This is a genomic window from Akkermansia muciniphila (assembly GCF_002884975.1).
Taxonomy (GTDB): Bacteria; Verrucomicrobiota; Verrucomicrobiia; order Verrucomicrobiales; family Akkermansiaceae; genus Akkermansia; species Akkermansia muciniphila_C.
Map to the genome: position 1 here is coordinate 1354201 of NZ_PJKB01000001.1, position 24282 is coordinate 1378482.

The 24282-nt window shown below is 58.7% G+C and carries 23 protein-coding genes and 1 tRNA gene; 17 read left to right on the forward strand and 7 right to left on the reverse strand.

Annotation, left to right across the window (positions count from 1 at the left end):
• Positions 1 to 134 precede the first annotated feature (134 nt).
• Positions 135 to 209 (forward strand) — tRNA-Arg (locus CXU21_RS05465).
• Between the two features lie 127 nt (positions 210 to 336).
• Here the strand turns inward: CXU21_RS05465 and CXU21_RS05470 are convergent.
• Positions 337 to 876 (reverse strand): methylated-DNA--[protein]-cysteine S-methyltransferase, encoded by a 540-nt coding sequence (locus CXU21_RS05470; RefSeq protein ID WP_102725445.1) that lies wholly within the window; start codon positions 874 to 876, stop codon positions 337 to 339.
• Between the two features lie 7 nt (positions 877 to 883).
• Entirely contained in the window at positions 884 to 2353 is a 1470-nt protein-coding gene (locus CXU21_RS05475) for a DNA-3-methyladenine glycosylase 2 family protein (protein WP_102725446.1), read from the reverse strand.
• Between the two features lie 164 nt (positions 2354 to 2517).
• On the opposite strand from CXU21_RS05475, the gene CXU21_RS05480 reads away from it, so the two are divergent.
• The 7 genes from CXU21_RS05480 (at position 2518) to recR (ending at position 9822) form a co-directional block, all read left to right on the forward strand.
• Positions 2518 to 3471, forward strand: coding sequence for a bifunctional helix-turn-helix transcriptional regulator/GNAT family N-acetyltransferase (locus tag CXU21_RS05480; protein WP_102713117.1), 954 nt, complete (start codon positions 2518 to 2520; stop codon positions 3469 to 3471).
• Between the two features lie 378 nt (positions 3472 to 3849).
• Entirely contained in the window at positions 3850 to 4929 is a 1080-nt protein-coding gene (gene dinB, locus CXU21_RS05485; protein WP_102725328.1) for a DNA polymerase IV, read from the forward strand.
• A 111-nt stretch (positions 4930 to 5040) separates the two neighbouring features.
• The gene (locus tag CXU21_RS05490; RefSeq protein ID WP_257997360.1) at positions 5041 to 5556 is read left to right on the forward strand and encodes a peptide-methionine (R)-S-oxide reductase; all 516 of its coding nucleotides are present in this window, start codon (positions 5041 to 5043) and stop codon (positions 5554 to 5556) included.
• 118 nt (positions 5557 to 5674) lie between these two features.
• Positions 5675 to 7312: an alpha/beta fold hydrolase gene (locus CXU21_RS05495; RefSeq protein ID WP_102725330.1), complete on the forward strand. Its 1638-nt coding sequence runs from the start codon at positions 5675 to 5677 to the stop codon at positions 7310 to 7312.
• Positions 7313 to 7446: 134 nt separating this feature from the next.
• Entirely contained in the window at positions 7447 to 8694 is a 1248-nt protein-coding gene (fabF, locus tag CXU21_RS05500) for a beta-ketoacyl-ACP synthase II (protein ID WP_102713107.1), read from the forward strand.
• Positions 8695 to 8780: 86 nt separating this feature from the next.
• A complete protein-coding gene (locus CXU21_RS05505; RefSeq protein WP_146016976.1) occupies positions 8781 to 9221 on the forward strand; it encodes a hypothetical protein in 441 nt (146 codons plus the stop codon).
• On the forward strand, positions 9214 to 9822 hold the full coding sequence (gene recR, locus CXU21_RS05510) for a recombination mediator RecR (protein WP_102725332.1): 609 nt from the start codon (positions 9214 to 9216) through the stop codon (positions 9820 to 9822). The genes CXU21_RS05505 and recR overlap by 8 nt, the downstream gene beginning before the upstream one ends.
• A 284-nt stretch (positions 9823 to 10106) precedes the next feature.
• Here recR and CXU21_RS05515 read toward each other — a convergent pair whose 3' ends face one another.
• From CXU21_RS05515 to CXU21_RS05525, 3 genes are all read right to left on the reverse strand, one after another.
• On the reverse strand, positions 10107 to 10331 hold the full coding sequence (locus CXU21_RS05515) for a hypothetical protein (RefSeq protein ID WP_102725333.1): 225 nt from the start codon (positions 10329 to 10331) through the stop codon (positions 10107 to 10109).
• 13 nt (positions 10332 to 10344) lie between these two features.
• Positions 10345 to 11904 (reverse strand): hypothetical protein, encoded by a 1560-nt coding sequence (locus tag CXU21_RS05520; protein ID WP_102725334.1) that lies wholly within the window; start codon positions 11902 to 11904, stop codon positions 10345 to 10347.
• Between the two features lie 100 nt (positions 11905 to 12004).
• On the reverse strand, positions 12005 to 13714 hold the full coding sequence (locus CXU21_RS05525) for a sodium:calcium symporter (protein WP_180972353.1): 1710 nt from the start codon (positions 13712 to 13714) through the stop codon (positions 12005 to 12007).
• Positions 13715 to 13849: 135 nt separating this feature from the next.
• On the opposite strand from CXU21_RS05525, the gene CXU21_RS05530 reads away from it, so the two are divergent.
• The 6 genes from CXU21_RS05530 (at position 13850) to CXU21_RS05555 (ending at position 18537) form a co-directional block, all read left to right on the forward strand.
• Positions 13850 to 14473 (forward strand): peroxiredoxin, encoded by a 624-nt coding sequence (locus CXU21_RS05530; protein ID WP_102725335.1) that lies wholly within the window; start codon positions 13850 to 13852, stop codon positions 14471 to 14473.
• Positions 14474 to 14589: 116 nt separating this feature from the next.
• The gene (locus tag CXU21_RS12355; RefSeq protein WP_180972668.1) at positions 14590 to 15633 is read left to right on the forward strand and encodes a hypothetical protein; all 1044 of its coding nucleotides are present in this window, start codon (positions 14590 to 14592) and stop codon (positions 15631 to 15633) included.
• A gap of 228 nt (positions 15634 to 15861) precedes the next feature.
• Positions 15862 to 16770, forward strand: coding sequence for a mechanosensitive ion channel family protein (locus CXU21_RS05540; protein ID WP_102713091.1), 909 nt, complete (start codon positions 15862 to 15864; stop codon positions 16768 to 16770).
• A gap of 65 nt (positions 16771 to 16835) precedes the next feature.
• A complete protein-coding gene (gene pyrH / locus CXU21_RS05545; protein ID WP_102713089.1) occupies positions 16836 to 17561 on the forward strand; it encodes a UMP kinase in 726 nt (241 codons plus the stop codon).
• Between the two features lie 54 nt (positions 17562 to 17615).
• On the forward strand, positions 17616 to 18182 hold the full coding sequence (frr, locus tag CXU21_RS05550) for a ribosome recycling factor (protein ID WP_102713087.1): 567 nt from the start codon (positions 17616 to 17618) through the stop codon (positions 18180 to 18182).
• Positions 18183 to 18216: 34 nt separating this feature from the next.
• Complete coding sequence (locus CXU21_RS05555) at positions 18217 to 18537, forward strand: bactofilin family protein (RefSeq protein ID WP_012420356.1); 321 nt, start codon at positions 18217 to 18219, stop codon at positions 18535 to 18537.
• A gap of 305 nt (positions 18538 to 18842) precedes the next feature.
• On the opposite strand, the gene CXU21_RS05560 is transcribed toward CXU21_RS05555, so the two are convergent.
• Positions 18843 to 21362 (reverse strand): M16 family metallopeptidase, encoded by a 2520-nt coding sequence (locus tag CXU21_RS05560; protein WP_102725337.1) that lies wholly within the window; start codon positions 21360 to 21362, stop codon positions 18843 to 18845.
• Positions 21363 to 21599: 237 nt separating this feature from the next.
• Here CXU21_RS05560 and CXU21_RS05565 point away from each other — a divergent pair, with 237 nt between their 5' ends.
• The 3 genes from CXU21_RS05565 to CXU21_RS05575 all read left to right on the forward strand — a co-directional run bounded on the left by CXU21_RS05565 (position 21600) and on the right by CXU21_RS05575 (position 23463).
• Positions 21600 to 21842: a hypothetical protein gene (locus CXU21_RS05565; protein ID WP_022396302.1), complete on the forward strand. Its 243-nt coding sequence runs from the start codon at positions 21600 to 21602 to the stop codon at positions 21840 to 21842.
• 147 nt (positions 21843 to 21989) lie between these two features.
• Positions 21990 to 22469, forward strand: coding sequence for a glycine zipper 2TM domain-containing protein (locus CXU21_RS05570; RefSeq protein ID WP_102713083.1), 480 nt, complete (start codon positions 21990 to 21992; stop codon positions 22467 to 22469).
• A 34-nt stretch (positions 22470 to 22503) separates the two neighbouring features.
• A complete protein-coding gene (locus CXU21_RS05575) occupies positions 22504 to 23463 on the forward strand; it encodes an aldose epimerase family protein (protein WP_102725338.1) in 960 nt (319 codons plus the stop codon).
• 35 nt (positions 23464 to 23498) lie between these two features.
• Here CXU21_RS05575 and CXU21_RS05580 read toward each other — a convergent pair whose 3' ends face one another.
• A complete protein-coding gene (locus tag CXU21_RS05580) occupies positions 23499 to 24146 on the reverse strand; it encodes a phosphate signaling complex PhoU family protein (protein ID WP_180972669.1) in 648 nt (215 codons plus the stop codon).
• Between the last annotated feature and the right edge of the window lie 136 nt (positions 24147 to 24282).

Below are 24282 nucleotides of genomic sequence, written 5' to 3' on the forward strand. Positions count from 1 at the left end.
AACATCCCGGCGCCCTTATACCATTAGCCCTTCCTCTTTAATATTTTCATCACGCCAATCCCGTCACCCGCATAAAAATACTTGCATCCGGCCCGGTTTTTCTATTCTATCTCCTTCGTTCTCCTTGAGAACATGGGCTCGTCGTTCAATGGATAGGACATCGGTTTCCGGTACCGACGATGTAGGTTCGATTCCTACCGGGCCTACCAGACCTATCATACCGCAAGCTACTGTTTATCAGCGCTTGCGGTCTTTGTTTCCTTGAAACTGCAAGAAATCGGAACGGCTTCTGATAGCCTCCAGGAAACATTAACCGCAAGGCATCCTCCGCCTCCCTTAAAGAGCCGTCCCCTTCTTCGGCATGAAAAGGCGGGACATATCCACCCCCTCAAGCTCCAGAAGCCTGATTTTCGCGGCAATTCCGCCGGCATAGCCCGTCAGGCTCCCGCCTGTGCCCACCACCCGGTGGCACGGGATGATGATGGAAATGGGGTTATGCCCCACCGCTCCCCCGACCGCCTGTGCAGACATGCTCCTTCTGTTCCCGCGCGCAGCCATCTTCCGGGCAATCTCTCCGTACGTGGTAACTTCTCCGTAGGGAATGCCGCAGAGAATCTTCCATACGGCCTGGCGGAACTCTCCCCCCACGGGAGCCAGCGGCAATTCGGCTATCGGAGGCCGGGCGCGTGCAAAATACCTGTCCAGCCAGTCTTTTGCCGCGGCAAATACCGGCAGGCCGTCCCTTTCCTCCATGTCTCCGCTGATAGTATCTCCAAAATACTTCTGGCCCTCCAGCCACAAGCCTGCGAGATGCTCCCCGTCGCTCGCCAGCGTGAGCGGCCCGAGGGGTGACGAATAGTGTGTTGAATAATACATCATCTTTCTAGTGTTTCAGTGAATTCCATAAATTGACGGCGGCATACCCGCGCCACGGCCTCCAGCCTTCCGCCAGGACAAGAATTTCCTTTTGCGTGCGCGGGGCAAGCGCCTCTCTAATGCCGTGGTCGGTTGAAGGAAAGGCATCCGTCCATCCCAAGGCCCGCATGGCGATATACTGCGCCGTCCATGCTCCAATGCCGGGGAGCCCCGCCAGCTTTTTCATCTCCGCCTCAGAATCAGCCCTGAAACTGAAATCAATGCTCCCTTCTTCAAACGCGCGCGCCAGCTCAACAACCGTCCTGCCCTTGGACGCGGTTATTCCGGGAATGCCCTGTCCGGCGCTTCCCGGACCGCTCAGGGAAAGAATCTTCCCCGGTGCAGGAAACGCATGCGTCAGCCCCTCCATCCCCGTCCGCACGGGCTCGCCATGACTCCGCGCCAGCCTCCCCGCCAGAGCATTCGCGTCTTTCACGGAAATTTGCCGTCCCAGCGCTGCCCGTACCGCCAGCTCGTAAGGATCAAAGCAGCCGGGCAAACGGGTCCCCGGAACATACAGCCCCGGAGACAGGCTGTTCATGGAGGCCAGCGTTTCATCCACCGCGGCCGGGTCACAATACAAGTCAAACAAATGCCGCACCCTTGCAAGCACCTGGGACAAGGCGGGAAGCAGGGACCTCGCGATCACCACGGCCAGCGCATTTTTCACAGGGCAATGGCCCACCCGTATCCAGCCATAAACATCTTTCCGCCTTCTGGTTGCAAGACGCACGGTGCGGCCATACTCCCCGCCGCGTACGGCCTCCACGCCGGGAATGGCCCGCAGCGCGAGGAACTCAAGCAGCCTCTCCCACTGGTAGGGAGGGCGGTAAGGCAGCGTCAGCGTTATTCCGGAACCGTCCTCCTCTTTTTCCCCCTTCCCCAGCTTCCGCAATGCCGCCGGGGAGAGCCTGTATTCTTTTTTAAACAATTCATTGAACCGCCGCAAACTGCCGAACCCCGCGCTCATGGCAACGTCAAGAACCGAGAGCCTCGTGCTTGTCAGGAGGTTCTTCGCCAGCAGCAGACGGAGAGTCTGCAAATACTGGATGGGGGAAACATTGAACTCTGCGGCAAAAGCCCGGCGCAAATGCCGTCCGGTGCAGCCAAGGTGGGCGGCAAGCTCTTCCAGGCTTTCCATGTCTCCGCAATTCTCCTCCAGGAAACTGGCAGCCCGGCGCGCCAGGGAAGCGGAGGCGTCCACCGGAGCGGTCCCGGGCGCAAGCTCCGGGCGGCATTGCAGGCAAGGCCGGAATCCGGCCCGTTCCGCTTCCGCCGCCGTGGCATAATAGGTGCAGTTCCCGGCCCTGGGCAGCTTTGCCCGGCATACGGGGCGGCAATAAATGCCCGTAGACGCAACCCCCACAAAGAAATGGCCGTCAAAACGGGCATCCTTGGATTTAAACGCGGCATACCAGGCCTTTTCATTTCCTTTCATGGTTCTGCAAACTCCACGGTTGATGCCCATGATAGCAAACCGCGGAAATGATTCCCGCCATTTTCGGACATGCATCCAAAAAATTATTTTGACATTGCGGGAACAATTATATAACCAATTACGTAATCAGTTACGTTTTTAACAACACAAAAGGAGCAGGAAACATGGATTTCTTCAACCAGACAGGGAAAATGGCCATTGGAAGCAGGCTGCGCATGCTGACGGACAAAATAACGAATGACGCCGCCCTGATCTTCCGGATGTACGGCGTGGACATCCGCCCCAAATGGTTTCCCGTATTCTTTGTCCTGTCACGGGGGGAGGCCAAAACCATCACCTCCATTGCCAGGGAAATAGGGCATTCCCACCCGTCCGTCAGCAACATTGTCAAGGAGATGGGCGCCAGGGGGCTGGTGAAAGAAAAAAAGGACAAAACGGACGGACGGAGAAACCTTATCATGCTGTCCCCCAAGGGAAAGAAAATGTCCGATATCATGGAGGAACAATATCCCGACGTAGAAGCCGCCGTGGAACAAATTTCCCGCCAAACCCGGAACGACCTGTGGCGCGCCATTGAAGAATGGGAAGGGCTGCTGGCGGAAAAAACGCTGCTGGAACGGGTGAAGGAAGCAAAAAGGGAACGGGAAGGCCGGGACGTGGCCATTGTTCCCTACGAGCCCCGCTACCGGGACGCCTTCAAGACGCTCAATGAAGAATGGATTACGGCGCACTGGCAGATGGAAGAACCGGACCATCACGCGCTGGACCACCCGCAGGAGCACATTCTGGACAAGGGCGGCCACATTTTCGTGGCACTTTACAAGGAAAAGCCGGTCGGCGTGTGCGCCCTGTGCAAGAAGGATGACCCCGTTCATCAGTACGAGCTGGCCAAGCTAGCCGTCAGCCCCAGCGCGCAGGGCAAAGGCATCGGCATGCTGTTGTGCCGGACCGTCATCGCCAAGGCGAAGGAACTGGGCTGCAAAAAAATCTTTCTGGAAAGCAATACCCTGCTCCGCCCGGCCATCCAGCTGTACAGGAAGGCGGGATTCAAGGAAGTTGCCATCTATCACCCGTCCTATGAGCGGGTGGATATACAGATGGAACTGGCGCTCCAGTAACGCGCAGCTCCTTGCGCGTCCCGTCCCGGATAATTCCGGAGGAAGGTCACTGTCTTTTCCTCCGTGCAGAGGGTAAACGGCCTGTTGTTTTTCCGGCAGTCCAGTTCCTTCCTGCACAGCGCAACCGGGAAAGGAACACATCCCTTATATTCGCGCCCAGCCTGACGGCGCTCCATTTTCCTCTGGAAATTCCGGTGTTCAACCACCTTCCTCCAAACCGTTTCATTCAAAATCGCCGCGTTTCCCAGAAACCTCCCTTTCTTTCATTTTCAAGCCGTTCTTTACCCCGTCCAACTGGACTTGACGGACAAATTGCGTTATGATGGGGGCGCCCTTTTTCTCATGATTTCCGCTTCACCGGGATCATGAAGCGCACCCATGAAACAGAGAAAAATCATCCATGTGGATATGGATGCCTTTTACGCATCCATTGAACAGCGCGACCATCCGGAATACCGCGGCAAACCCATTGCCGTAGGCAGGCCGGAGATGCGCGGCGTGGTGGCGGCGGCCAGTTATGAGGCGCGCCGCTTCGGCGTGCGTTCCGCCATGCCTTCCATGAAGGCGATGAAACTCTGCCCCAAGCTGATTTTCACCAGCAACCGCATGGACGTGTACAAATCCGTTTCAGCGCAGATACGCTCCATCTTCCACCGTTACACGGACCTGGTGGAACCCCTTTCCCTGGATGAGGCTTTTCTGGACGTCACGGAGAACAAGCCGGGCATTCCGCTGGCTGTAGATATTGCACGGCGCATCAAAAGGGAAATCCGGCAGGAGCTTCATCTCACGGCCTCCGCAGGCGTTTCCTACAATAAATTCCTGGCAAAGATCGCTTCCGACTACCGCAAGCCGGACGGCCTGTTCACCATTCACCCCTCACGCGCAGAGGAATTCATCGCGCGGCTTCCCATTGAGGCTTTCTGGGGGGTAGGCCACGCCACCGCCGAACGCATGCGCGCCCTCTCCATCACCAACGGAGCCCAGCTCCGGGAACGGGACATGGAATTCCTGGTCCGCCATTTCGGCAAGATAGGCGGCGTTTTCTATAACTTCGCCCGCGGCATTGACGAACGCCCCGTGGAACCCTTCCGCATCCGCAAATCCGTAGGGTGCGAGGAGACCTACCGGGAAGACGCCACCAAAGCCCAGGCTCTGGAAACGCACCTTCCCCTCCTGTCTGAAGAGCTCGCGGGGCGCCTGGCGCGCTCCGGATTCCAGGGCAATACGCTGACGCTGAAAGTCAAATTCCCGGACTTCGTCCAAAAGTCCCGGAGCATTACCGTTCCGGATTGCCTGACGGAGATAGAGGACATCCTTCCCCTCGCCCGCACCCTGATGGAAGACCTGGATTCCGGAGACCGCACCTTCCGCCTGCTGGGCCTGTCCGTTTCCCATCCCAGGGAAGAGCACTCCGGGGGAATCTGGGAACAGTTGTGGCTGGACCTGGAGTACTAATCCTTCCACAGACTCCCATATTTTTAGGTTTCTTCCCTTAAAATCAACCTTATCCACAAGATATTGGCGTATGAATGAGCAAAATCCGCTCTGACCTGGTCATAGGTACGTATGAATCAGGAAGAACGGAAACAATGGAGATCATGGATAGGGACGATCGCTGAAGGCGTGGCAGGCGTCATGGCCGTGGACGGGGGGATTCCCGCCTCCCAGGACGTGCCTGACCCCGGCCCTTCCCGGACGCGCCGGCCCCTCACGGAAACGGAGAAGCGCATCATCGAACACCAGGGTACGGAACCGCCCTTTTCCGGGGAGTTCGTTAATTGCTTTGAGCAGGGGACCTATTCCTGTCGCAAGTGCGGGGAAGCCCTGTTCCGGTCGGAAGATAAATTTGACGCCGGATGCGGCTGGCCCTGCTTTGACGACTCCCTGCCGGACGCTGTCAGGAGCATCCACTCGGGTTCCGGACGGCGCACGGAGATCACGTGCTCCCATTGCGGCGCCCATCTGGGCCACATCTTCACCGGGGAACACCTGACGCTGAAGGATACCCGCTACTGCGTCAACTCCCTTTCCCTGGAATTCCAGGCGGAACCGCAGCCTGCCATGGCAGAGAGCGCCCATTGAGGAGCGCGGCACGGAAAAGAGCCAGCCGGAAGCAGGGCAAAATCTCCCGGAAAATTCTATTTTCCTGGAACAATGCCTTGCTGAAACATTCATTCCCGTGACTGCGTAATGTGGTATCATGAGAATGACCGCCCTGCGCATCATCCCGGTACTGCTGGCCCTGCTTCTGGCGTATGCCACGGGTGCTGAACCCAGAATTGCCTTTTTGGGGGACAGTATCCCGTATTCGGGCCAGTGGCCTGCCCTGGTGGAATCAGCCCTGCGGCAGACGCCGGCCTACCGGGACGCGGAAATAGTCAGCATGGCCCTTCCCAGTGAAACAGTCTCCGGCCTGTCGGAACCGGGTCACGCCGGGGGCGCCTTTCCCCGCCCCTGCCTCCATGACCGCCTGGATTCCATCCTCTCCAAATACAGGCCCACCCTTGTCATTGCCTGCTACGGCATGAATGACGGCATGATGAAGCCTTTTTCAGAAACCGGCTTCCATGCCTTTAAAAAAGGCATGGAACGGCTGAAGCGGAGGGTGGAAGCCGCCGGGGCCCAATTCATCGCCATCACGCCGCCCCTGTACATGGCGGATGCTCCGGAAAAGGATGCGGCCCGTTACAACCAGGTGCTGGATACCTATGCCGCATGGCTGGTCAGCCGGAAAAAAGACGGCTGGAAGGTGGTGGACATGCGCCCGGAACTTGCCAGGCAAATCCGGGAGGCGAAGAAAAAGAATCCCAAATTCATTTATGCCGGGGACGGCGTCCACCCCGGCCGGGAAGGACACTTCATGATTGCCGGGGCCGTCTGGCCTCCGCTTGCCTCCATCCTCCGCCTGCCCTCCCGCGTCCGTTTTCCGGAAGGGGATGATTTCAAAAAAATCCTGGACCGGCACAACCTTTATAAACTGGCATGGCTGACGGAAACGGGCCACCAGCGCCCCGGCATCCCGAAGGGGGTTCCCGTTTCCGTGCTTCCCTGCCTCCGGGAAGGGGTGAGCGTCTCGGAATGGCAGGGCTTCCCCTCCCTGCGGTTCAAAGTAGCGGGCAGAAACGCCACCCTTGTTCTTCCCGGAACCCCGGCGGAAACCAGGCCGTGGATCTGGCGGCAGGAATTCTTCGGCCATGAGCCCCAGGCGGACGTAGCCCTGCTAAAGGAAGGCTTCCACGTGGCTTATGTGGATGTGCAGAACATGTACGGCGCGCCCACGGCCATGAAGATCATGGACCAGTTTTATCACACCCTGGTCAGGGACTACGGGCTTTCCCCGAAAACGGTCCTGGAAGGGTTCAGCCGTGGGGGGCTCTTTTCCTTTAACTGGGCAGCCCTGCACCCGGACCGGGTAGCAGCCATGTATGTGGACGCCCCCGTCTGCGACGTTGCAAGCTGGCCCGGCGGCAAAGGCAAGGGCAAAGGCTCCCCGGAGGACTGGCGCCGCCTGCTGGACGCCTATGGCGTAACGGAACAGGAAGCCTTATCCGGAAAGCTGAGTCCCGTCAACAGGCTGGCTCCGCTGGCTGAAGCGCGCATTCCGGTGCTTGCCGTGGTGGGGGACGCCGACGACGTGGTGCCCGTGGAGGAAAACATGGCCGTAGTGGAACGGAAGTACCGCGCCATGGGCGGCAGCATCCGGGTGATCCATAAACCGGGCATGGGCCATCATCCGCACAGCCTCCCGGACCCGGCGCCGATTGTGGATTTTATCCTGAAATCCGTTCGCAAAACCGGAACCCCCGCGGCGGAACGGGAAACGCAAGTCTCCGGATAGCCCTGCTCCGGCGGCGGAAAGCCTCTTCCCGGCGCCGCGTTCCCGCCGCACCGGGGAACAGGGGGATTAGCTTGACTTTCCTGTAATGACGCCTATTCTGGCTCAAGCATTATTTGCAACCACTCACACTTATTATGACCGACCGCAGAATTGTTATCACCGGCATCGGAGTGATCAGCCCCCTGGGCAATGATCTTGCATCTACCTGGGAAGCCATGAAGGCTGGCCGCAGCGGCATTGACACCATCAAGTCCATGGATGTCACCGACTACTCCACAAAAATCGCCGGTGAAGTCAAGGATTTCGATCCGGCCCCTTATTTCAAGACGCCCAAGGACGCGCGCCGCGTGGACCGCTTCACGCACTTTGCCATGGGCGCGGCCGGAATGGCTCTCAAGGATTCCGGCATGGACCTGGACGCGGAAGACAAAACCCGCATCGGCGTCATGGTGGGCAGCGGCATCGGCGGCCTCGGCACGCTGGAAACCCAGCACGCCACGCTTCTCTCCAAGGGACCGACCCGCGTGTCTCCCTTCATGATCCCATACATGATCAGCAACATCGCCTCCGGCCTCATCTCCATGGAATACGGCCTCGGCGGACCAAACATGTCCATCGTTACGGCCTGCGCCACCTCCAACCACAACATCGGGGAAGCCTGGCGCATCATGAAATTCGGTGATGCGGACGTCATGGTCTGCGGCGGCGCGGAAGCCACCATCCTGCCCACGGGCGTATCCGGCTTCAGCAACATGAAAGCCCTCAGCTCCCGCAATGACGAACCCCAGCGCGCCTCCCGCCCGTATGATGTGGACCGCGACGGCTTCGTCATGGGTGAAGGCGCCGGCGTCGTCATTCTGGAAACGCTGGAACACGCCCAGAAACGCGGCGCAAAAATCTATGCGGAACTTGTGGGCTACGGCATCTCCGCGGACGCCTACCACCTGACGGCTCCGGATCCGGAAGGCCGCGGCGCCGCCCGCTGCATGCAGATGGCCCTGGAACACGCCGGCATGAAGCCGGAAGACATCGACTACATCAACACCCACGGCACCTCCACCCCGCTGGGCGACATCTGTGAAACGAAGGCCATCAAGGCCGTCTTCGGCGATCACGCCAAAAACGGTCTGCTCATCAGCTCCACCAAATCCATGACGGGCCACCTTCTGGGCGCCGCCGGCGGCGTGGAACTGGCAGCCTGCCTCATGGCCATGCAGGACGGCATCATCCCGCCCACCATCAACGTGGACAACCAGGACCCGGAATGCGATCTGGACTGCGTGCCCAACACGGCCCGGAAGGCCAAGGTGGACGCCGCCCTGAGCAACTCCTTCGGCTTCGGCGGACATAACTCCTCCGTCATCGTCAAGAGATTTTCCTGATTCCCTCAGGCTCCCTCTTCCCGGCGGAAGCGCTGATGTTTGTGTCCACCGCAGCCATCACGCTTCCGCCTTCTTCATTTACAGCCATGCATTCTCACAAACATCAGGACATTCTGCTCATGCGCTGGGCCCTATTCTCCGTCACGGGGATTATCCTGATCGTGGTGCTGTATTCCGTGGGCGTCACTCCTGCCTGGGCGCAGGGCCTTAAAGAAGCCATGGCTCCCGCACCGTTCCTGCTGGGCCCGGAAGCTCCGGCCCTTTCTCCCGGCATGGGCTTCCTGCTGTGCATTGCCCTGACTCTGGCCCTGGTTTACGATCTGCTGCTGATCCGCGGGACCTTCCGTAAAACCGCCGTTCTGGCCGCCTTCCTGCTCCTGCTGGCCTGCTTCACTCCCGTGCTGGGACTGTGGGGCGTCTTCTTCAACCCCGTTCCGTGCCTGCTCTCCGCAGGGTGCGCGGGAATCCTCGCCATCCTGTGGCCACAGCCGCCCCCTCATTCTGAACCTCCCCCCGCCCATGAATAACCTGGACTATCCCCTTCCCGTACTTGAACTGGTAGCCGCCCTGAAACAGCTTCCGGGCATCGGCACCCGGGGCGCGGAACGCATGGCCCTGTGGATGCTTCAGGGGCACATGGGAGAAGCGGAAGCAATTGCCCGCACCATCGGTCAGGCGGCGGAACACGTCACGCCGTGCCCCGTATGCGGCTTTTTCAGCACCGCCGGCGAACCCTGCACCGCCTGCCGGGATGAGGAGCGGGACAGCTCCCTCATCTGCGTGGTGGAACAGGCTACGGACGTCATTCCCATTGAACGCAGCAGCGCTTACCGCGGACTGTACCACTGCCTGGGCGGGAAGCTCTCCCCTTTGGATGATGTGGAACCGGAAGACCTCAACATCCACGCCCTGGTGGAACGCGTCACCCGTCAGCCGGGCTGTGAAGTCATCCTGGCGACCGGGTCAGATGTGGAGGGAGAAGCCACGGCCACCTACCTGCACCACCTGCTCAAAGACCTGGACTGCAGGGTTTCCCGCCCCGCCCAGGGGCTGCCCGCCGGCTCCGGCCTCAGCCATGCGGACACGCTGACGCTGATGAAGGCCCTGGAAGGCCGCACCCGTCTTTGACAAAGGCTTCGCACAGAAGGAATGTACACAAACCTCTGCGGTTTCTGAATGAACAGGCGGCCAGGAACCGTTTCTTTCTCATCTCTGCTTGGAGATGCTCAAGTATTGTCCGGTTGGAGCATAGGATTGCCTGCGCTTCTTGTTCCAGTCCACAGGAAGTATCTTCTGTATCATCCAGGTCATGGAAGATTCCCGTTTTCACAGAGGCTTTTCCTGCACCGCATGCGAGCCCTTTTATTCCAACAGCGGAGAAAGAGCGGGGGAAAAACTCCCACCCCATTTCCTTATTCCGCCAGGCCGTCTACACGGGCTCGGTCAAAATCCGCCGGGCAAATGGTCACGTTTACCCGGTCGCCCGGCTTGAGCAGGTCCCTCAAGGGGGCATTCTTTTTTTCTACAAAAGCCACCGTGGTCTTGCCGTTCGGCAGGGTGGCTTGAAAAGCCGTATCCGCGATGCGCTCCACAATCACAGCCACCGCCTGCACCATCTGATAAGGGTAAAGTTTCATCTGAAAAACCAGGTTACAAATTCATCAGTCCATTCATCAGGTCGCTTCCGGTCTTAAGCCCCTTTTCCGCGGCATCCTGAAGATTGGGCACTACCGGAACAGGAACCTTGTCTGCGGCAGGAATCCTGAACCCGCCGCTATCCTTTTCCGTGCCGTCCTTGCCATTCCCTTCCCCGGCTCCCTTGTTCAGCAGGCGGGACGCTACGTCCGCCACTTCCGTCACCTTGCCCATTCCAATCTGCGTCAACCGGTCTCCCGCCGCCTTGATGAGCCGGGCGGACAAGTCTTCCGACGGGTTGTCCAGCGTGCCGCCAATGTTCACATTGGCCCACACCAGATTGCCGCTTACTTCCTGGCGGGAAGCGGAAAACACATCGGAAAAGCCCGGCAGGGCGCTCCACAGGCCATCCGCCCGCAGCCCCACCTGGAGCCTTCCGTTCAGCTCGCCTCCCTTACCTATTTCCAGCCAGCCTTCCACCCTCACCAGATTTTCACTTTCCACCAGGATGTCGGAAATGTGCCAGGCGTTCCCGCTGTAACGGAATTGGGCGGACGCCTTGTGCAGGGGCAGCTGGCGGAATCTGGAGGAACCGCAGAACAGGGCCAGCCTGTCCAGAACGGGAAGCCCGGTCAGCATGCCGTCCTGCAACCTCACCAGGCCCGCCACATGGGTCAGGCCATCCCGGCCGCCGCGCAGGTCCACCCCGCCGCTCACGCTCCCCAGGACATGCTTTTTCCAGTCATTTTCCAGAATGGCTGAGGCGGGAATGCTGTTGACTACCATGTTCGCCGTCCAGGAGGAGGAAAGGCCGTCCCAGTCTCCCTTGATGTCCAGATAGCCTCCCGCATCCGTCGTCAGGCGGCAGGAGGGCACGTTCACCCTCCTGCTGGAATGATTGAACTGCGCCGTGCCGGACATCAGGGAAAATTCCGGACAGCCCTTGAAGGGGATCAGCAGCCTGCCCCCCTGGATGTCAAACCTGTACTGGCTGGATCCGGCGTCATGGGTGCTTTCCACGCGGGTTCCATTCAGGGCATACATCCTGCCGGGCACCCCGTAGGACACGGACAGGGAATCAATGTTCCCCTTTTCCAGGCGGAACGTATCCGGCAGAATATTCTTTTCCACCCAGCTCTTGGGCCCTTCCTCCCTTTCCTTGAAGCGGAAGGGCGCCGGGGCCAGCTGAAGCTTCACTTCCGCAATGTTCACGGAAGTGATGACAAAAGCGCGTTTCAGCAAATCCCAGCGGTTGAATTCCGTCTCAATGGATTTTGCCTGGAGGGAGGTCAGAAATTCATGCCCTTCCATCGTCACGCTGTCGCACCGGATGCCGGAACCGTCCCAGTCCAGAGGCGCTATTCTGGCGGTATCCACATTCATGTCATCCACAGCGGACTGGCCCAGCATGGTTAAAAAATCATCACTCTTCAAATAGGCGCGCACATACAGGTAGGAGCCGGTTACAGCCGCCACGGCCAGCACAAGCACCCCCAGGACGCTCCACAGCAGCAGCTTTTTCCAAACGCCGCCGGGACGGGGCTTTTTACGGCGTATCCTCCTCATTCTGGACATGGTACCAGCCTATATCAAATCCGCCGGGGGTCAAGCCTCCGGATGAGCCCCCAACTGCCGCAAACCACGGATAAACGGGCATACCGCAGGTTTTCCGCGCCTACTGCGGCCCGTGGTACACCTTGTGCCTTCCGGACGCCATGGTGATGAAGAGCAAAAACAGTGTGTAAGCCACCAGAAAGCCCACCGGAATCACGGCCCCGTGTTCTCCGCGCCCCAGCGCCTGGATGGGGGCGGCCTGCTTCACCCAGATGTTCTGAGCCAGCCAGGTCAGGAAAATGGTCAGCAGGAGCGTGGGCGTCACAAACTTCATGATGAAACGGTAAATCCTGGGAATGCGGATCACGGAGCCGTCCTCCAGGTCCGTCAGCCCCTTGTCCACCCCCAGCTTCCAGGAAAACAGAATCATCATGACCATTGCGCTTACAAAGAAGCACAGGGTGCCCAGAAAGAAATCATACGTATCCATCGCCAGCAGGTTCCCGCTGTACCAGGCGACGATCAGGGTGCCCGTGGCCGTGAAAAAGCCCTGTACTACCACGGCCATCTTGCGTTTCAGCCCCATGAATTCCTCAATGAAGGACAGCCCCACCTGCATCATGGAAATGGAGCTGGTCACCGCCGCTACAGTCAGGAGCAGGAAAAACAGGCTGCCGAAGATCACGCTGGACCCCATCTTGGCAAAAGCCTGGGGAAGCACCATGAAGCCCAGCGCAAAGGTTCCCTGCCCGGCGGCTCCGGCCACCCCCAGGAACGCCACGGCGGCGGGAACCGTCATCATGCCGGCAATGCCCACCTCGCACACCTCGTTGGAGGCGGCCGCGGAAAGGCCGCTCAGTGCAATATCCTCCTTCTTCCTGACATAGCTGGCATACGTCAGGATCAGCCCCGTTCCCACGGAAAGGCTCAGGAACACCTGTCCGGCCGCGGCCACCCAGAGTTCAATGTTTTTCAGCCCGTCCCACAAGGTCACCTTGGTAAGCCTCCGGGCCCCTGCGGACATTTCCACCTGCCGCACGGCTTCATCCATGGCCCCCTCATGGGAAGCGGACACCATGGAGACCGTCTTCCACTCTCCGCTGTGCGGGTCCTGCTCCTCCACCAGCACCTTGCTGGGATTCCACATGTACCCCAGCCCCTGCTCAATGCTGCGGTCCGGCTGGGACGGATCCGGCGTTCCAATACATAAAATGCGCACCAGCAGCACCAGGGAAATCAGCAGGAGCAACGGCATGAACCAGCGTGAAAACATCTCAATCCCCTTGCTGATACCCCGGTAAATGATTCCCAGGTTCAGCAGGATGACCCCTATGACGATCCAGAGCAGCCCGTTATCTGACAAGAGGGCGCTCCCGTCTCCGTACATGCCTGTAAAACTGAAGAAGGTATGCGCCGTGCCCTCAGCTGTGGAGAACACTTCCGGCTGCGTCAGCATTTTCCAGAAATAGCCGCAGCACCACGCCTCCACCACCATGTAGTAAAACGCCACGGAGGAAGGCCCCAGCACCGCCAGCACTCCCAGGAACTTCCACAACCTGGACCCCTTGGTCAGGTACCAGAACACGCCGGGGGCGCAATGGGCGCCCAGCTGGCCGCCGCGGCGCCCGATGGACCATTCCGCCCAGGCCACGGGGAGGCCCACCAGCACCAGCATGATGCCGTATGCCACCATGAAGGCTCCCCCGCCATATTGGGCCGCCAGCCCCGGAAAGCGCAGAAAATTACCCAGCCCCACGGCGCTTCCGGCCACAGCAAGAATCACGCCGATTTTTCCAGACCACTCGTCTTGTTGCGGCTTTGAGGATGACATGCAGGCCATACTGACAAAAAAAGCCTTCCTTTCAAGTGAAAACAGGCTCCTTTCTCATGAAGAAGGCATCATTGCCTCTTGACTTCCTCTTGTTTTTTGGAATCATTCTTTTAGAACTAAACCAAAAAACCGACCATGCTCCTCATTGGAAAACCGGCACCTCATTTTAGTGCAAACGCAGTTGTAAACGGTACCATCGTACCGGATTTCAGTCTTGACCAGTTCAAGGGCAAAAAGTACGTGATCCTGTTCTTCTACCCGAAGGACTTCACATTCGTATGCCCCACCGAACTGATCGGCTTCCAGGAAGCCCTGGGCGAATTCGACAAGCGTGACGTGGCCGTCATAGGCTGCTCCACGGACAGCGAGTTCTCCCACTGGGCCTGGGTGAACACCCCCCGCGACCAGGGCGGCATCCAGGGCGTGACCTATCCCATCGTTTCCGACATCAACAAGACCATTTCCGCCGACTACGGCGTGCTGGCCGGAGACGAGGAAATTGACGAAGACGGCAACGTGGAAGTCAACGGGGAACTGATCGCCTACCGCGGCCTCTTCCTGATTGACAAGGACGGCATCGTCCGCCACCAGCTCATCAACGACTTCCCGCTGGGACGCTCCATTGATGAAGCCATCCGCGTGGTAGACGCCCTCCAGCACTTCGAACTGTACGGAGAAGTCTGCCCCCTTGGCTGGCACAAGGGTGACGCAGCCATGACCCCGTCCCACGAAGGCGTGGCTTCCTACCTCAGCAAGTAAGCTGCCCGCCGGCGATATTTCAAGGCCGTTTCCCCTTCCGGGGAACGGCCTTTTTCGTCGCCTCCACCTAACATATAAATATTGACAACGGGACCGCCCGTTTTAATTTACTCCCAATGAACTATATCATTCCAGCTTTCCTATTGTTTTCTTCCTTTACAGATTCCGTCTGCGCCACAAATGCCCAAGCTCCAGGAAGCATCAGGGACCTTGAGACGGCCTACCAAAAATTCTGCATCCGGCGCGGAGAAGCCCTTCTCCCGGCATTCTCAAAAAAACTTCTCTCTCTTCAGCAGCAGGCGGTCAACCAATCCGACTTTGAAAAAGCCAAACAGATCCAGTCCCTTCTTCAAAACATCAAAAAAGATGTCCTCTCCCCTCCACCTCCAACCACCATCGACCCGTTTTTCATAGGAAAGGCCTGGAAAAAGAACGGGGACAGCAGTGAATTCACGCAGTTCCTGGATTCCGGCCTGAGGCGGTTCGCAAAAGACGTGAAACAACCGGCATTCCAGCCCCAGGACCAATGGGCGGACCCCGGCAAATCCTCCCGGGAAATAGTTGTCTTCAGGGAGGAACCCCTGCGCATCTGGGTTAAAAGAGACGACTCCACCATCATTCAAATCTATAAGGACGCCAGCATTGACTGGCTCACGCTCCAAGACGGCAGGCAAGGCATCACCAAGTCACCGGAAACGGACTTGGAGAACCTGCACCAGGAATTCCGGACGGAATATTCCAAAGCGTGCCAGCCCTTGACCCAGAAATATCTGGCCGCTGTGGAAAAAAGACAGAAGCAGCTGGCCCAGCAGGGAAACATGGAGGAGGCCATCGCCATCCACAACTACATGAAGCCATTCAATTCCGAGGGCAGGCCGGTGGACCAGCTTCTAAACGGAATCTGGAAAAACCAGGCGGGAGAGCTGTATGACTTCTCCAGCAAATCAAAAGCGGCTAAGAAAAGCCCGGACGGTTCCCTGAAATTCTATCTGGTTTACACGTCCGCCAGCCCTGCGGGGGAATGGAAAATGGCTCGTGTGGACCGGGGGACCGAAAAAGGCATGGAAGTCATTTTCTTTTCCGCCGGGGAAAAAGTATACCTCATTCCGAACAGGCCTTCCCGCTTTTTCTCTATTTTAACGCGCGTATCCGGCAGCTGACACCTCTTCAAAACGCACATTCCCGGCATTAAAAAACCTTCCCGCGCCCGTCAATCCATGGAGCCCGGCGGAAGAAGCCCCGTCTGCACAGCTCCGCCTTTATTCTCTCCATGGGAGAGCGTCAATACTTTGGCGCCGCCTGCAGGCAAATAGCCGGAACTGTCATAAATCAGGAGGAATACGCGCACGCCCCTTGAGCCGTACAGGGGTGTTTGCTACATCCTTGGCATGAATATGGATTTCATGGCAGCCGCAGCCTCCAGGGAAGATATCTGGACAAGAACCATGGATTTTCTGAACATGCCGGACTGGCTCAAACTGGAAATGGTGCAGTCCGTGGGCGCTAAAATCCTTCACGTGGTCATCTGGCTGGTGGTAAGCTGGATCCTTTTGAAGCTCCTTTGCCAGGTACTGCGGAAAATAACCAGCCTGAAAATGTCACCACAGGCATCGCGCCTGACGGTAAAAATCGTTAAAAACGCAGGGTACATCATCATCGGCGTGGAAGCCTTCGCCCTGATGGGGTTTGACATCCTTACCCTGCTGGGCGCGGCCAGCATCATCGGCGTGGCGGTGGGCTTCGCCTCCCAGACCTCCTTGTCCAACATCATCAGCGGCCTCTTCCTGGTAGGGGAAAAGCAGATCAACCTGGGGGACATGATTGAAGTGGGGGGCATCACCGGCAATGTGGACTCCATCAACCTCATGTCCGTCCAGCTCCGGCTGGCGAACAACACCATGGTCCGCATTCCCAATGAAATGATCATCAAAAACCCGGTGAGCAATATCACCCGCTTCTCCACGCGCCGCTGTGACCTGGACCTGGGCGTGGACTACAACTGCGATATTGAGCACGTGGTGACCGTGCTGGAGGAAGTAGTCAAGCAAAACAGGCTCTGCCTGGATGATCCGGCGCCCGTCATCATGTTCACGGGGTTTCAGGACTCCTCCCTGGGATTCAAGATAGGCGCCTGGTGCCTTAAGGACAACTTCCTGGACTGCCAGAAAACGCTTGCCCATGACATCAAGCACCGCTTTGCGGCGGAGGGTATTTCCTTCCCCTTCCCCACCCGCAGCCTGGAGAGCAGAACCCCCATCAAGGTGGAAATATCCGGTACGCCGGAGAAAAATCAGTAGGGGCTCTCTTTTTGCTTTCTTTTTGCCCCGTGAAATTTCAATCTTGTCTGCGTAAAATCCGCACTATGTCTGACACATCCGCACCCGCCTATCAAAGAATCCTCCTGAAACTCAGCGGAGAAGCCCTGCGCAGCCCCGGCAGCATGGACAATATTTCCCCGGAAATCGTCGCCCGCATTGCTGAAGAAATCGCCCAGGCGCACCGTTCCGGCGTTCAGATCGGCCTCGTCGTGGGCGGCGGCAACTTCTGGCGCGGGGCAAAAGCCAGCGTGCGCGGCATGGACCGCGCCACGGCGGATTACGTGGGCATGCTCGCCACGGTCATGAACGCCCTGGCCCTCCAAAGCGCACTGGAACGCGCGGGAGTCCCCTGCGTGGTCCAGTCCGCCATTGAAATGAAAAACGTTGCGGAACCCTTCATCCGCCTGACGGCCCGTTCCTACCTGGACAACAATAAAATCGTCATCTTCGCCGCGGGCACGGGCAACCCGTTCTTTTCCACGGACACCACGGCGGCCCTGCGCGCCAGCGAGATCAATGCGGAAGTAGTGATGAAAGCCACCTCCGTGGACGGCGTGTACGATGCGGACCCCAAGAAAGTTTCCGGCGCCAAACGCTTTGACGCCATCTCCTACCAGGAATGCCTGGAACGCCAGCTCAAGGTGATGGACTCCACCGCATTCACCCTGTGCATGGACAACAAGAAGCCCATCATCGTATTCGATATGCACGAGCCGGGCAACATCACGCGCGCCCTGCTCGGGGAGCCCATCGGCACCACTATCAGCTAATCCGCCCGCACACCCTTTTCCAACCTACAAAAACACTTAGCACCCACCATCATCATGGACGCAGAAACATTACTATTGGAAACGGAGGAATCCATGCTCAAGGCCGTGGACTTCGCCAAACAGGAATTCTCCGGCGTACGCACGGGAAAAGCCTCCCCCGGCCTCGTGGAAAACCTGGACGTGCACGTCTCCAGCTACGGCTCCGTCATGAAGCTGAAAGGCTTGGCCGTGATCAGCACGCCTGAACCGCGCCTGATTCTCATCCAGCCGTTTGACCCCAGCACCGTTCATGACATCGGCCGCGCCATTAATGAAAGCAAGCTGAACCTCAATCCGCTTGTGGAAGGCCGCTCCATCCGCCTGCCCATTCCCGCCCTCACGGAAGAACGCCGCAAGGACCTGGTGAAACTGGTCAAATCCCAGGCGGAAGAAGCCCGGGTGCGCGTGCGCGGCGTCCGCAAGGCAGCCATTGACTCCGCCAAAAAGCTCAAGGCGGACAACCTTGTCACGGAAGACGGCCAGCGCGACCTGGAAACGCAAATCCAGAAGCTCACGGACAAATACGTCAAGGAAATTGACGAGCTGGTGGCCGCCAAGGAAAAGGACATCATGACCATCTGAGCCAGAACCATCCATCCCCAACCATTTTACGACAATGACAGACAACGTAACAAACTTCCTCGCCTCCGGCATTGAAATCAAGGGAACCATCCGTTTCCAGAATGACATGCACATCGACGGCAAGATTGAAGGTGAAATCATTTCCGACAAGGGAAAGGTCACCATCGGAGAAACCGCCCAGATCAAGGGTGACATCACCGCCGGAGACGTGCGCATTTACGGCAACGTGGAAGGCAAGGTCACCTCTGACCGCTGCGAGCTCAAGCAGCAGGCCCGCGTCGTCGGAGACATGAAGACCCGCAGTCTTGCCATGGAAGAAGGGGCCCATCTGCTGGGCCGCACGGAAATCGGTTAAGAAAAAATACGCTCCATTTTTACCAAGCCGTTCCTCAAGAGGGGAACGGCTTTTTTACGTCCGCGCACAGCACGGATTCCCCTCCGGAAAGGCGACCGGGAACACAATACATCCGGCTGGGAGACAAAGTCCCCAGCCTTTCACATCCCTACTCATCCGGAGCGCAGAGGAAGCTCCAGCCTTCTTTCCCTTCACCATACTTGGTGGGGCCTCCCCGCGTCGCTCCCGGATAGGCCGTTTAACCCCGTTTGTGCGGCACAGGCCCCCGGCAAGCAAGACGGGCCACCACCGCCCCGCGCGTTTCCTCAGGGGAGCGGCGGACGGACGATGGACACGGACCGGGGCTGTGCGGGATCCAGCACCTTTTTAATAAAGGCGTTCACCTGGTCCAGGGTCATGCCCCTGATGGCGGATGTCTGCCATTCAAACGCATCCAGAGGCAGCCCGAACAGGATATCCAGAGCCAGCATCTGGCACAGCGCCCCATTGGACTGCATGGCCAGCAGGCGGGAAGACAGGGCGGAAGCCTTGGTGCGCTCCAGCTCCTCTTCCGTCATGCCGCGTTCATGAATCATTTCCAGCGTCTTTTCCAGACGCTCCCCGGCCTCATCCAGTTGCTCCGGGGAGGTCCCCAGATAAAAGCAGATGCCCCCGGCGTCCATGCCGATAAACAGGGTGGAGCTGGCATAATAGGCCAGCCCCGCCTCCTCCCGGATGTTGGTGAACACGGGACCTGCCATGTCACTGCACCAGGCCTGGAATACCAGCGCCTGGGCCATTTCCGGAGAAGCTACGTCCACACCGGGCATCCCCACCACCAGAACAGCCTGCTGCTTGTCCAGAACAGCCACTTCCCGCCCGGCTTGCAGTGCGGGAGTAGGAGTCAGAACCGGAGGCGTGCCCTCCCTCATTCCTCCCAGACGCTTTTCCAGAAGAGGCAGAACTTCTTCCTTCCTGACGTCTCCGGAGATGCAGATCACGGCATTGGAGGCGCAAATGATGCGTTCATACTGGTTCTTCACGTCCTGAACCGTTAATGAAGAAAGGCTCTCCGGCGTGCCGGACGGGGAATTCCCGTAGGAAACAGGGCCATAAGCCACCCTCCGCTCCTGCCTGAACGCCACGGAAAGGGGGTCTTCCATGTCTTCTTCCGCATCCGCCACAAAAGATTCCTTTTCCCGCAGGAAGGCGTCTTCCGGGAAAGAGGGGTTCATCACCACATCCGCCATCAGTTCCAGCCCGGCGTCCAGGTCTTCCGCCAGAATCTGGCAGCCCACGCTCAGGGAATTATTGCCGGTGGAGGTATTGATGGCCCCTCCTATGTCTTCCAGAAAACGGGCGATGTCCGCCGCGGAACGCGTGGCGGTGCCTTTCAGCAGACACTCGGACATCAAATCCGTCACCCCGGCGTCCCGTTCATTCTCCGCACGGCAGCCGGCCTTGAAGGCCAGGCAGGCATACGCCAGGGGGAGGCGGTGGTCTTCACGGATCACCACCTTCATGCCGTTGCCCAGCACATGCTCGCTCAGGGCCGTTTCCGCTCCGGCGGCGGAGCCGTCTTCATCCGTGGCGTTGCTGCCCAGGGGGTCCAGGCTGACTTCCGTGACATTCGGGGAAGACAGCCATGTGGAACACACGCGGTGCAGGTCTTCCGTCGTCACCCGTTCAATGGCTTCCTGCCATTCGGAAGACAGGTTCAAATTGCGCGCGCCGAACCAATCAGCCCCCATTTCCGAGGCTATCCCGGCAGCGGAACTCCTGCGGCGCAGTCGGCTGACCCGGGTCTGCTTGCAGACCCTCTTCAGGTCTTCCGTAAAATCCTCCTGCGCCAGATTCCGGAGCTCCTGAAGCACCAGGTCCCGCACCTTGTCACGCTGGGCCCGGTCCACATCAATGCTGATGGTGAACGCTCCTTCGTCGGACTCGGACTGGTTGGAATGCACCTCAATGCTATACACCAGGCCCAGCCGGTCATGGAACTTTTCATAAAAACGAGCGGAACGCCCTCCGCCCAGAATACTGGCCAGGGCGGAAAGGGCCGGCGTATCCGGATGGCCGGAACAGGGGAGCCGCCACGCAAGGTTCAGTTTGGAATAAGGCACGGCAAACTCCTTCCTCACCCTGCGGGAGCCGAACTGGTGCGGCTCATGGGGAATAAGCTCCCGGTTCAGCGGGCGGGATTTTAAATCCTCCACCAGCAACTCCAGGTGGGCAAGAATCTCCTCGGCGTCCACATCCCCGGCGATGGAAAGCACCACATTGTTCGGAACATAGCGGCTGCCATGGTAATCCAGCACGTCCTGGCGCGTCAGGGCGTCAAAGGAAGCCGGTTCCCCCAGCACGGGCCAGCGGCGCGGGTGCTTCAAGTACAGCGTCTGCATCAGAAGCTGGTAGGCCACGGAATCCGGATCATCCGCATACATGGCCATCTCCCGGCGCACCACCTCCTTCTCCCGTTCCATATCCTCTTCCGGGAAAGTGGGGGAAAACACCAGCTCCGTCAGGAGGTTCAGGAAAATCTGCCAGGACTCCGCAGGGCCGTCTATATAATAGACGGTGCGGTTCACGCTGGTATACGCATTCCAGTGGCCCCCGCGCTCCTGCACCTTGCGGGCCAAGTCCTGCCCGGAGTAATTCTCCGTCCCCTTGAACACCAGGTGCTCCAGCAAATGGGAAAGGCCGCTGCCCTGCCAGTGCCCTTCATTCATGGACCCCGTGCCCACCCAGTACTGGAGGGACACTACGGGATGGGACTTGTCCTCCTTGATCAAAACCGTCAAACCGTTTCCAAAACGGCGCATCACAGGTTCCTTGGCTGAACTCATGTTACTTACCGTGCCTCAAGAAGGGAGGCCATGCAAGCCGCCGCTCCGTACGCGCCGCGGCACTGTCAGACTTACTACGGTTTTCAAAAACGCAACTGAACCAAAAACCTTCCTCAAAAAAACATGATGACTACACATTTTTTTGAACAAATCTTAAACTCTGTTACTCTATCAGTCGTAGAACGGCGGATCACATGCCGTTCCTTATCAACACCACCAACCTCATACATCAATAACATGAAAAAGATCCTCGCTGTAGCAGCCTTTGCTTTCGCCTTCAGTGTCAACGGCTATGCCCAGGAAGCCGCCGCCCCGGCGGACTCCTCCGCTCCCGCCGCCCAGAAGTGCTGCAAGAAAGACAAAAAGTGCGACAAGAAATGCGACAAGGAAGGCAAGTGCGGCAAAAAGTGCGACAAGCCCTGCAGCAAGGGTGAAAAGCCCTGCGACTGCTCCAAAAAGGAAGAAGCTCCCAAGGCCTAACCCCACGGAAACCATTACAATAAACACCAGCCCTTGCCGGAACCTTCCGGCAAGGGTTTTCTCCACCGGGAGGAAGTAAAAACATCCGTCCCGTTGACCATGAAATTACTTGATCTTAACCTTCAACCCATTTTATAAATTGTCATCATGAAAACGACCTCCATTCTTACCATCGGCTGTGCAGCCATCGCCCTGTCCATGACCGCCTGCACCAACTTCGGCTCCCCGAACACCTACAACATGAACGAAATCGGCGGCGCCCAGGAAACCTACACCGGTACGGTCACCAGCGTGGAAAACGTGAAAATCCAGGCTAATAACGCCAATACCGGCACGGGCATCGGCGCCGTGGCGGGCGGCCTGACCGGCGCCATGTTCGGCGGCGGCAACGCCAAGTACGCTACCGCAGCAGGCGGCGCCATTCTGGGCGGCATTGCCGGCAACCAGATTGACAAGGCCGTGAACAACACGACGGGCCAGCGCATCACCGTGCGCCTGGACCAGAAGAGAAACGGCACCCGCAGCTACACGGTCGTCCAGGTGGCCAGCAAGAACAATCCCATCCAGGTTGGGCAGCGCGTACGCGTGATCATCGGCAACAACGGTTCCCGCGTCCTGGCCTATTAACCGGCCGTCATCCCCTGACCAGCTACATACCGGCATGATCTTCGGCACCTTACCCGGCGGCGCTCCAGTAGAATTGTTTGAACTGTCTTCCGACAAGTTGACGGTACGCATCAGCAACTATGGAGGGCGCATCATTTCCGTCGTCAAGGACGGCATGGACATGATCGTAGGGCCCAAGCATTTTGAAGACATGCTGAAAGACACCTGTTATTGCGGTGCGATTTGCGGCCGTGTCGCGAATCGCATCGCAAAAGGCAGGTTCTCCATTGACGGAGACTCCCACGCCGTGGCCGTCAATAACGGCCCCAACCACCTGCATGGCGGCATCCAGGGCTTTGACAGTAAAATCTGGCAGGTTCAGGAAGCCACGCGCAGCACCCTGGTGCTTACCCTGCACTCCGCAGACGGGGAGGAAAACTACCCGGGCAGCCTGGAAGTGGTGGCCACCTACACCGTGGTGGAAGAAACCCTGCACCTGCGCCTGGAAGCGTACGCAGACGCAGCCACCATTGTCAATCTTACCAATCACGCCTACTGGAACCTCTCCAGCAAGCCCACCATTGACTCCATGACGCTGGAGGTACGGGCTTCCGCCTACACCCCGGTGGACGCAACCAACATCCCGGACGGGCGCATCCTGCCCGTGGAAGGGACGGACTTTGACCTGCGGAAGGCAACCCTGCTGGGCGAGCGCAATTCCGCCGCCCATCCGGACACAGCCGCCGGACTGGACCACAACTATGTGCTGGATTCCGAACCCGGCGACAAGATTGCCGCCATCCTTCTTGATCCGGAATCCGGACACCGCCTGATGGTGGCGACGGACGCGCCGGGCCTCCAGGTTTATACCGGGGAATACCTGCCCCAGGCACGCCAGGGAATTGCCCTGGAGGCCCAGGGGTTCCCGAATGCCGTCAACACGCCCCATTTCCCCAGCGTCATCCTGCGCCCCGGCCAGTCCGCCACGCGCAATATCACCTGGACCGTCAGGTAAGGAAGCAGGGAGGACCGCCTGAACGCCCCCTGCCCCTATACCGCCGCATACAGGGCTTCCGCCACCACCTTTTGCAGGCCTTCCGCCATGCGTTCCATGGAACGGCCCACAAAAATCAGATCCGCCACGGACACCAGATTATCCTGATACTGTTCCGGCAGACGGGTAAACATGTCGGTAAGGGACGCCGCATGCTCCGCCAGCGTCTCCAGCGCAGGCGCCAGTTCCTCCAGAGCCTTCCCGTTCCAGGTGGAAACGGCCTTGTTCACGGCCCTGAACTGCTCCGCCATCTCCCGGTACACGGGGTCCGCCTGGGCAGCCTCCCGGATGCGGGGGCGCTTGTTAAGCTTGTTGGCCCTCTTGGCAACCGTGACAGCCTCATCACCGATCCGCTCATACATGGAAGACATGCGTATGGAAGCCAGAACCACCTTGAGGTCGGAAGCCACCGGGCTGAAAAAAGCCAGCAGGTGCAGTCCTTCCCGGTCCACCGTCATCTCCAGCTCGTCCAGCTCCTCGTCGTCGGCAATCGCCTGGTTGGCGGCGGACTCATTCTGCTGCAAAAGTCCTGCGGCGGCCAGGTCCAGGGCGCTCTGCGCCTTGTAGGCCATCTGCATTAAATGCGTATTCAGGGAGGAAAGGGCGGCGTCAAACTCCCTCAGGGCATGGGCGTCGTGATTCATGATTCGGAATATTGGCTTGATGACGGGCAGTGGTTCTGCCCGCATGGTAAAAAAGATGCTGCCTGCGCCGGCTGTCCTTGTTGGCGGCGGATGAAGACTTCCTCCGGACAACGCCGGAGGAAGAGGAAAAACGGCC

What these genes read in the sequence shown, in the direction of transcription:
- CXU21_RS05530 (WP_102725335.1), top strand. Translation starts at nt 13,850, where the DNA reads ATGCTCCTCATTGGAAAACCGGCACCTCATTTTAGTGCAAACGCAGTT.
- CXU21_RS05525 (WP_180972353.1), bottom strand. Translation starts at nt 13,714, where the DNA reads ATGTCATCCTCAAAGCCGCAACAAGACGAGTGGTCTGGAAAAATCGGC.
- CXU21_RS05540 (WP_102713091.1), top strand. Translation starts at nt 15,862, where the DNA reads ATGAATATGGATTTCATGGCAGCCGCAGCCTCCAGGGAAGATATCTGG.
- CXU21_RS05570 (WP_102713083.1), top strand. Translation starts at nt 21,990, where the DNA reads ATGAAAACGACCTCCATTCTTACCATCGGCTGTGCAGCCATCGCCCTG.
- CXU21_RS05495 (WP_102725330.1), top strand. Translation starts at nt 5,675, where the DNA reads ATGAGAATGACCGCCCTGCGCATCATCCCGGTACTGCTGGCCCTGCTT.
- dinB (WP_102725328.1), top strand. Translation starts at nt 3,850, where the DNA reads ATGAAACAGAGAAAAATCATCCATGTGGATATGGATGCCTTTTACGCA.
- CXU21_RS05505 (WP_146016976.1), top strand. Translation starts at nt 8,781, where the DNA reads ATGCATTCTCACAAACATCAGGACATTCTGCTCATGCGCTGGGCCCTA.
- CXU21_RS05555 (WP_012420356.1), top strand. Translation starts at nt 18,217, where the DNA reads ATGACAGACAACGTAACAAACTTCCTCGCCTCCGGCATTGAAATCAAG.
- CXU21_RS05480 (WP_102713117.1), top strand. Translation starts at nt 2,518, where the DNA reads ATGGATTTCTTCAACCAGACAGGGAAAATGGCCATTGGAAGCAGGCTG.
- CXU21_RS05470 (WP_102725445.1), bottom strand. Translation starts at nt 876, where the DNA reads ATGTATTATTCAACACACTATTCGTCACCCCTCGGGCCGCTCACGCTG.
- pyrH (WP_102713089.1), top strand. Translation starts at nt 16,836, where the DNA reads ATGTCTGACACATCCGCACCCGCCTATCAAAGAATCCTCCTGAAACTC.
- CXU21_RS05490 (WP_257997360.1), top strand. Translation starts at nt 5,041, where the DNA reads ATGAATCAGGAAGAACGGAAACAATGGAGATCATGGATAGGGACGATC.
- CXU21_RS05565 (WP_022396302.1), top strand. Translation starts at nt 21,600, where the DNA reads ATGAAAAAGATCCTCGCTGTAGCAGCCTTTGCTTTCGCCTTCAGTGTC.
- CXU21_RS05475 (WP_102725446.1), bottom strand. Translation starts at nt 2,353, where the DNA reads ATGAAAGGAAATGAAAAGGCCTGGTATGCCGCGTTTAAATCCAAGGAT.
- CXU21_RS12355 (WP_180972668.1), top strand. Translation starts at nt 14,590, where the DNA reads ATGAACTATATCATTCCAGCTTTCCTATTGTTTTCTTCCTTTACAGAT.
- CXU21_RS05580 (WP_180972669.1), bottom strand. Translation starts at nt 24,146, where the DNA reads ATGAATCACGACGCCCATGCCCTGAGGGAGTTTGACGCCGCCCTTTCC.
- CXU21_RS05575 (WP_102725338.1), top strand. Translation starts at nt 22,504, where the DNA reads ATGATCTTCGGCACCTTACCCGGCGGCGCTCCAGTAGAATTGTTTGAA.
- CXU21_RS05560 (WP_102725337.1), bottom strand. Translation starts at nt 21,362, where the DNA reads ATGAGTTCAGCCAAGGAACCTGTGATGCGCCGTTTTGGAAACGGTTTG.
- recR (WP_102725332.1), top strand. Translation starts at nt 9,214, where the DNA reads ATGAATAACCTGGACTATCCCCTTCCCGTACTTGAACTGGTAGCCGCC.
- CXU21_RS05515 (WP_102725333.1), bottom strand. Translation starts at nt 10,331, where the DNA reads ATGAAACTTTACCCTTATCAGATGGTGCAGGCGGTGGCTGTGATTGTG.
- CXU21_RS05520 (WP_102725334.1), bottom strand. Translation starts at nt 11,904, where the DNA reads ATGTCCAGAATGAGGAGGATACGCCGTAAAAAGCCCCGTCCCGGCGGC.
- frr (WP_102713087.1), top strand. Translation starts at nt 17,616, where the DNA reads ATGGACGCAGAAACATTACTATTGGAAACGGAGGAATCCATGCTCAAG.
- fabF (WP_102713107.1), top strand. Translation starts at nt 7,447, where the DNA reads ATGACCGACCGCAGAATTGTTATCACCGGCATCGGAGTGATCAGCCCC.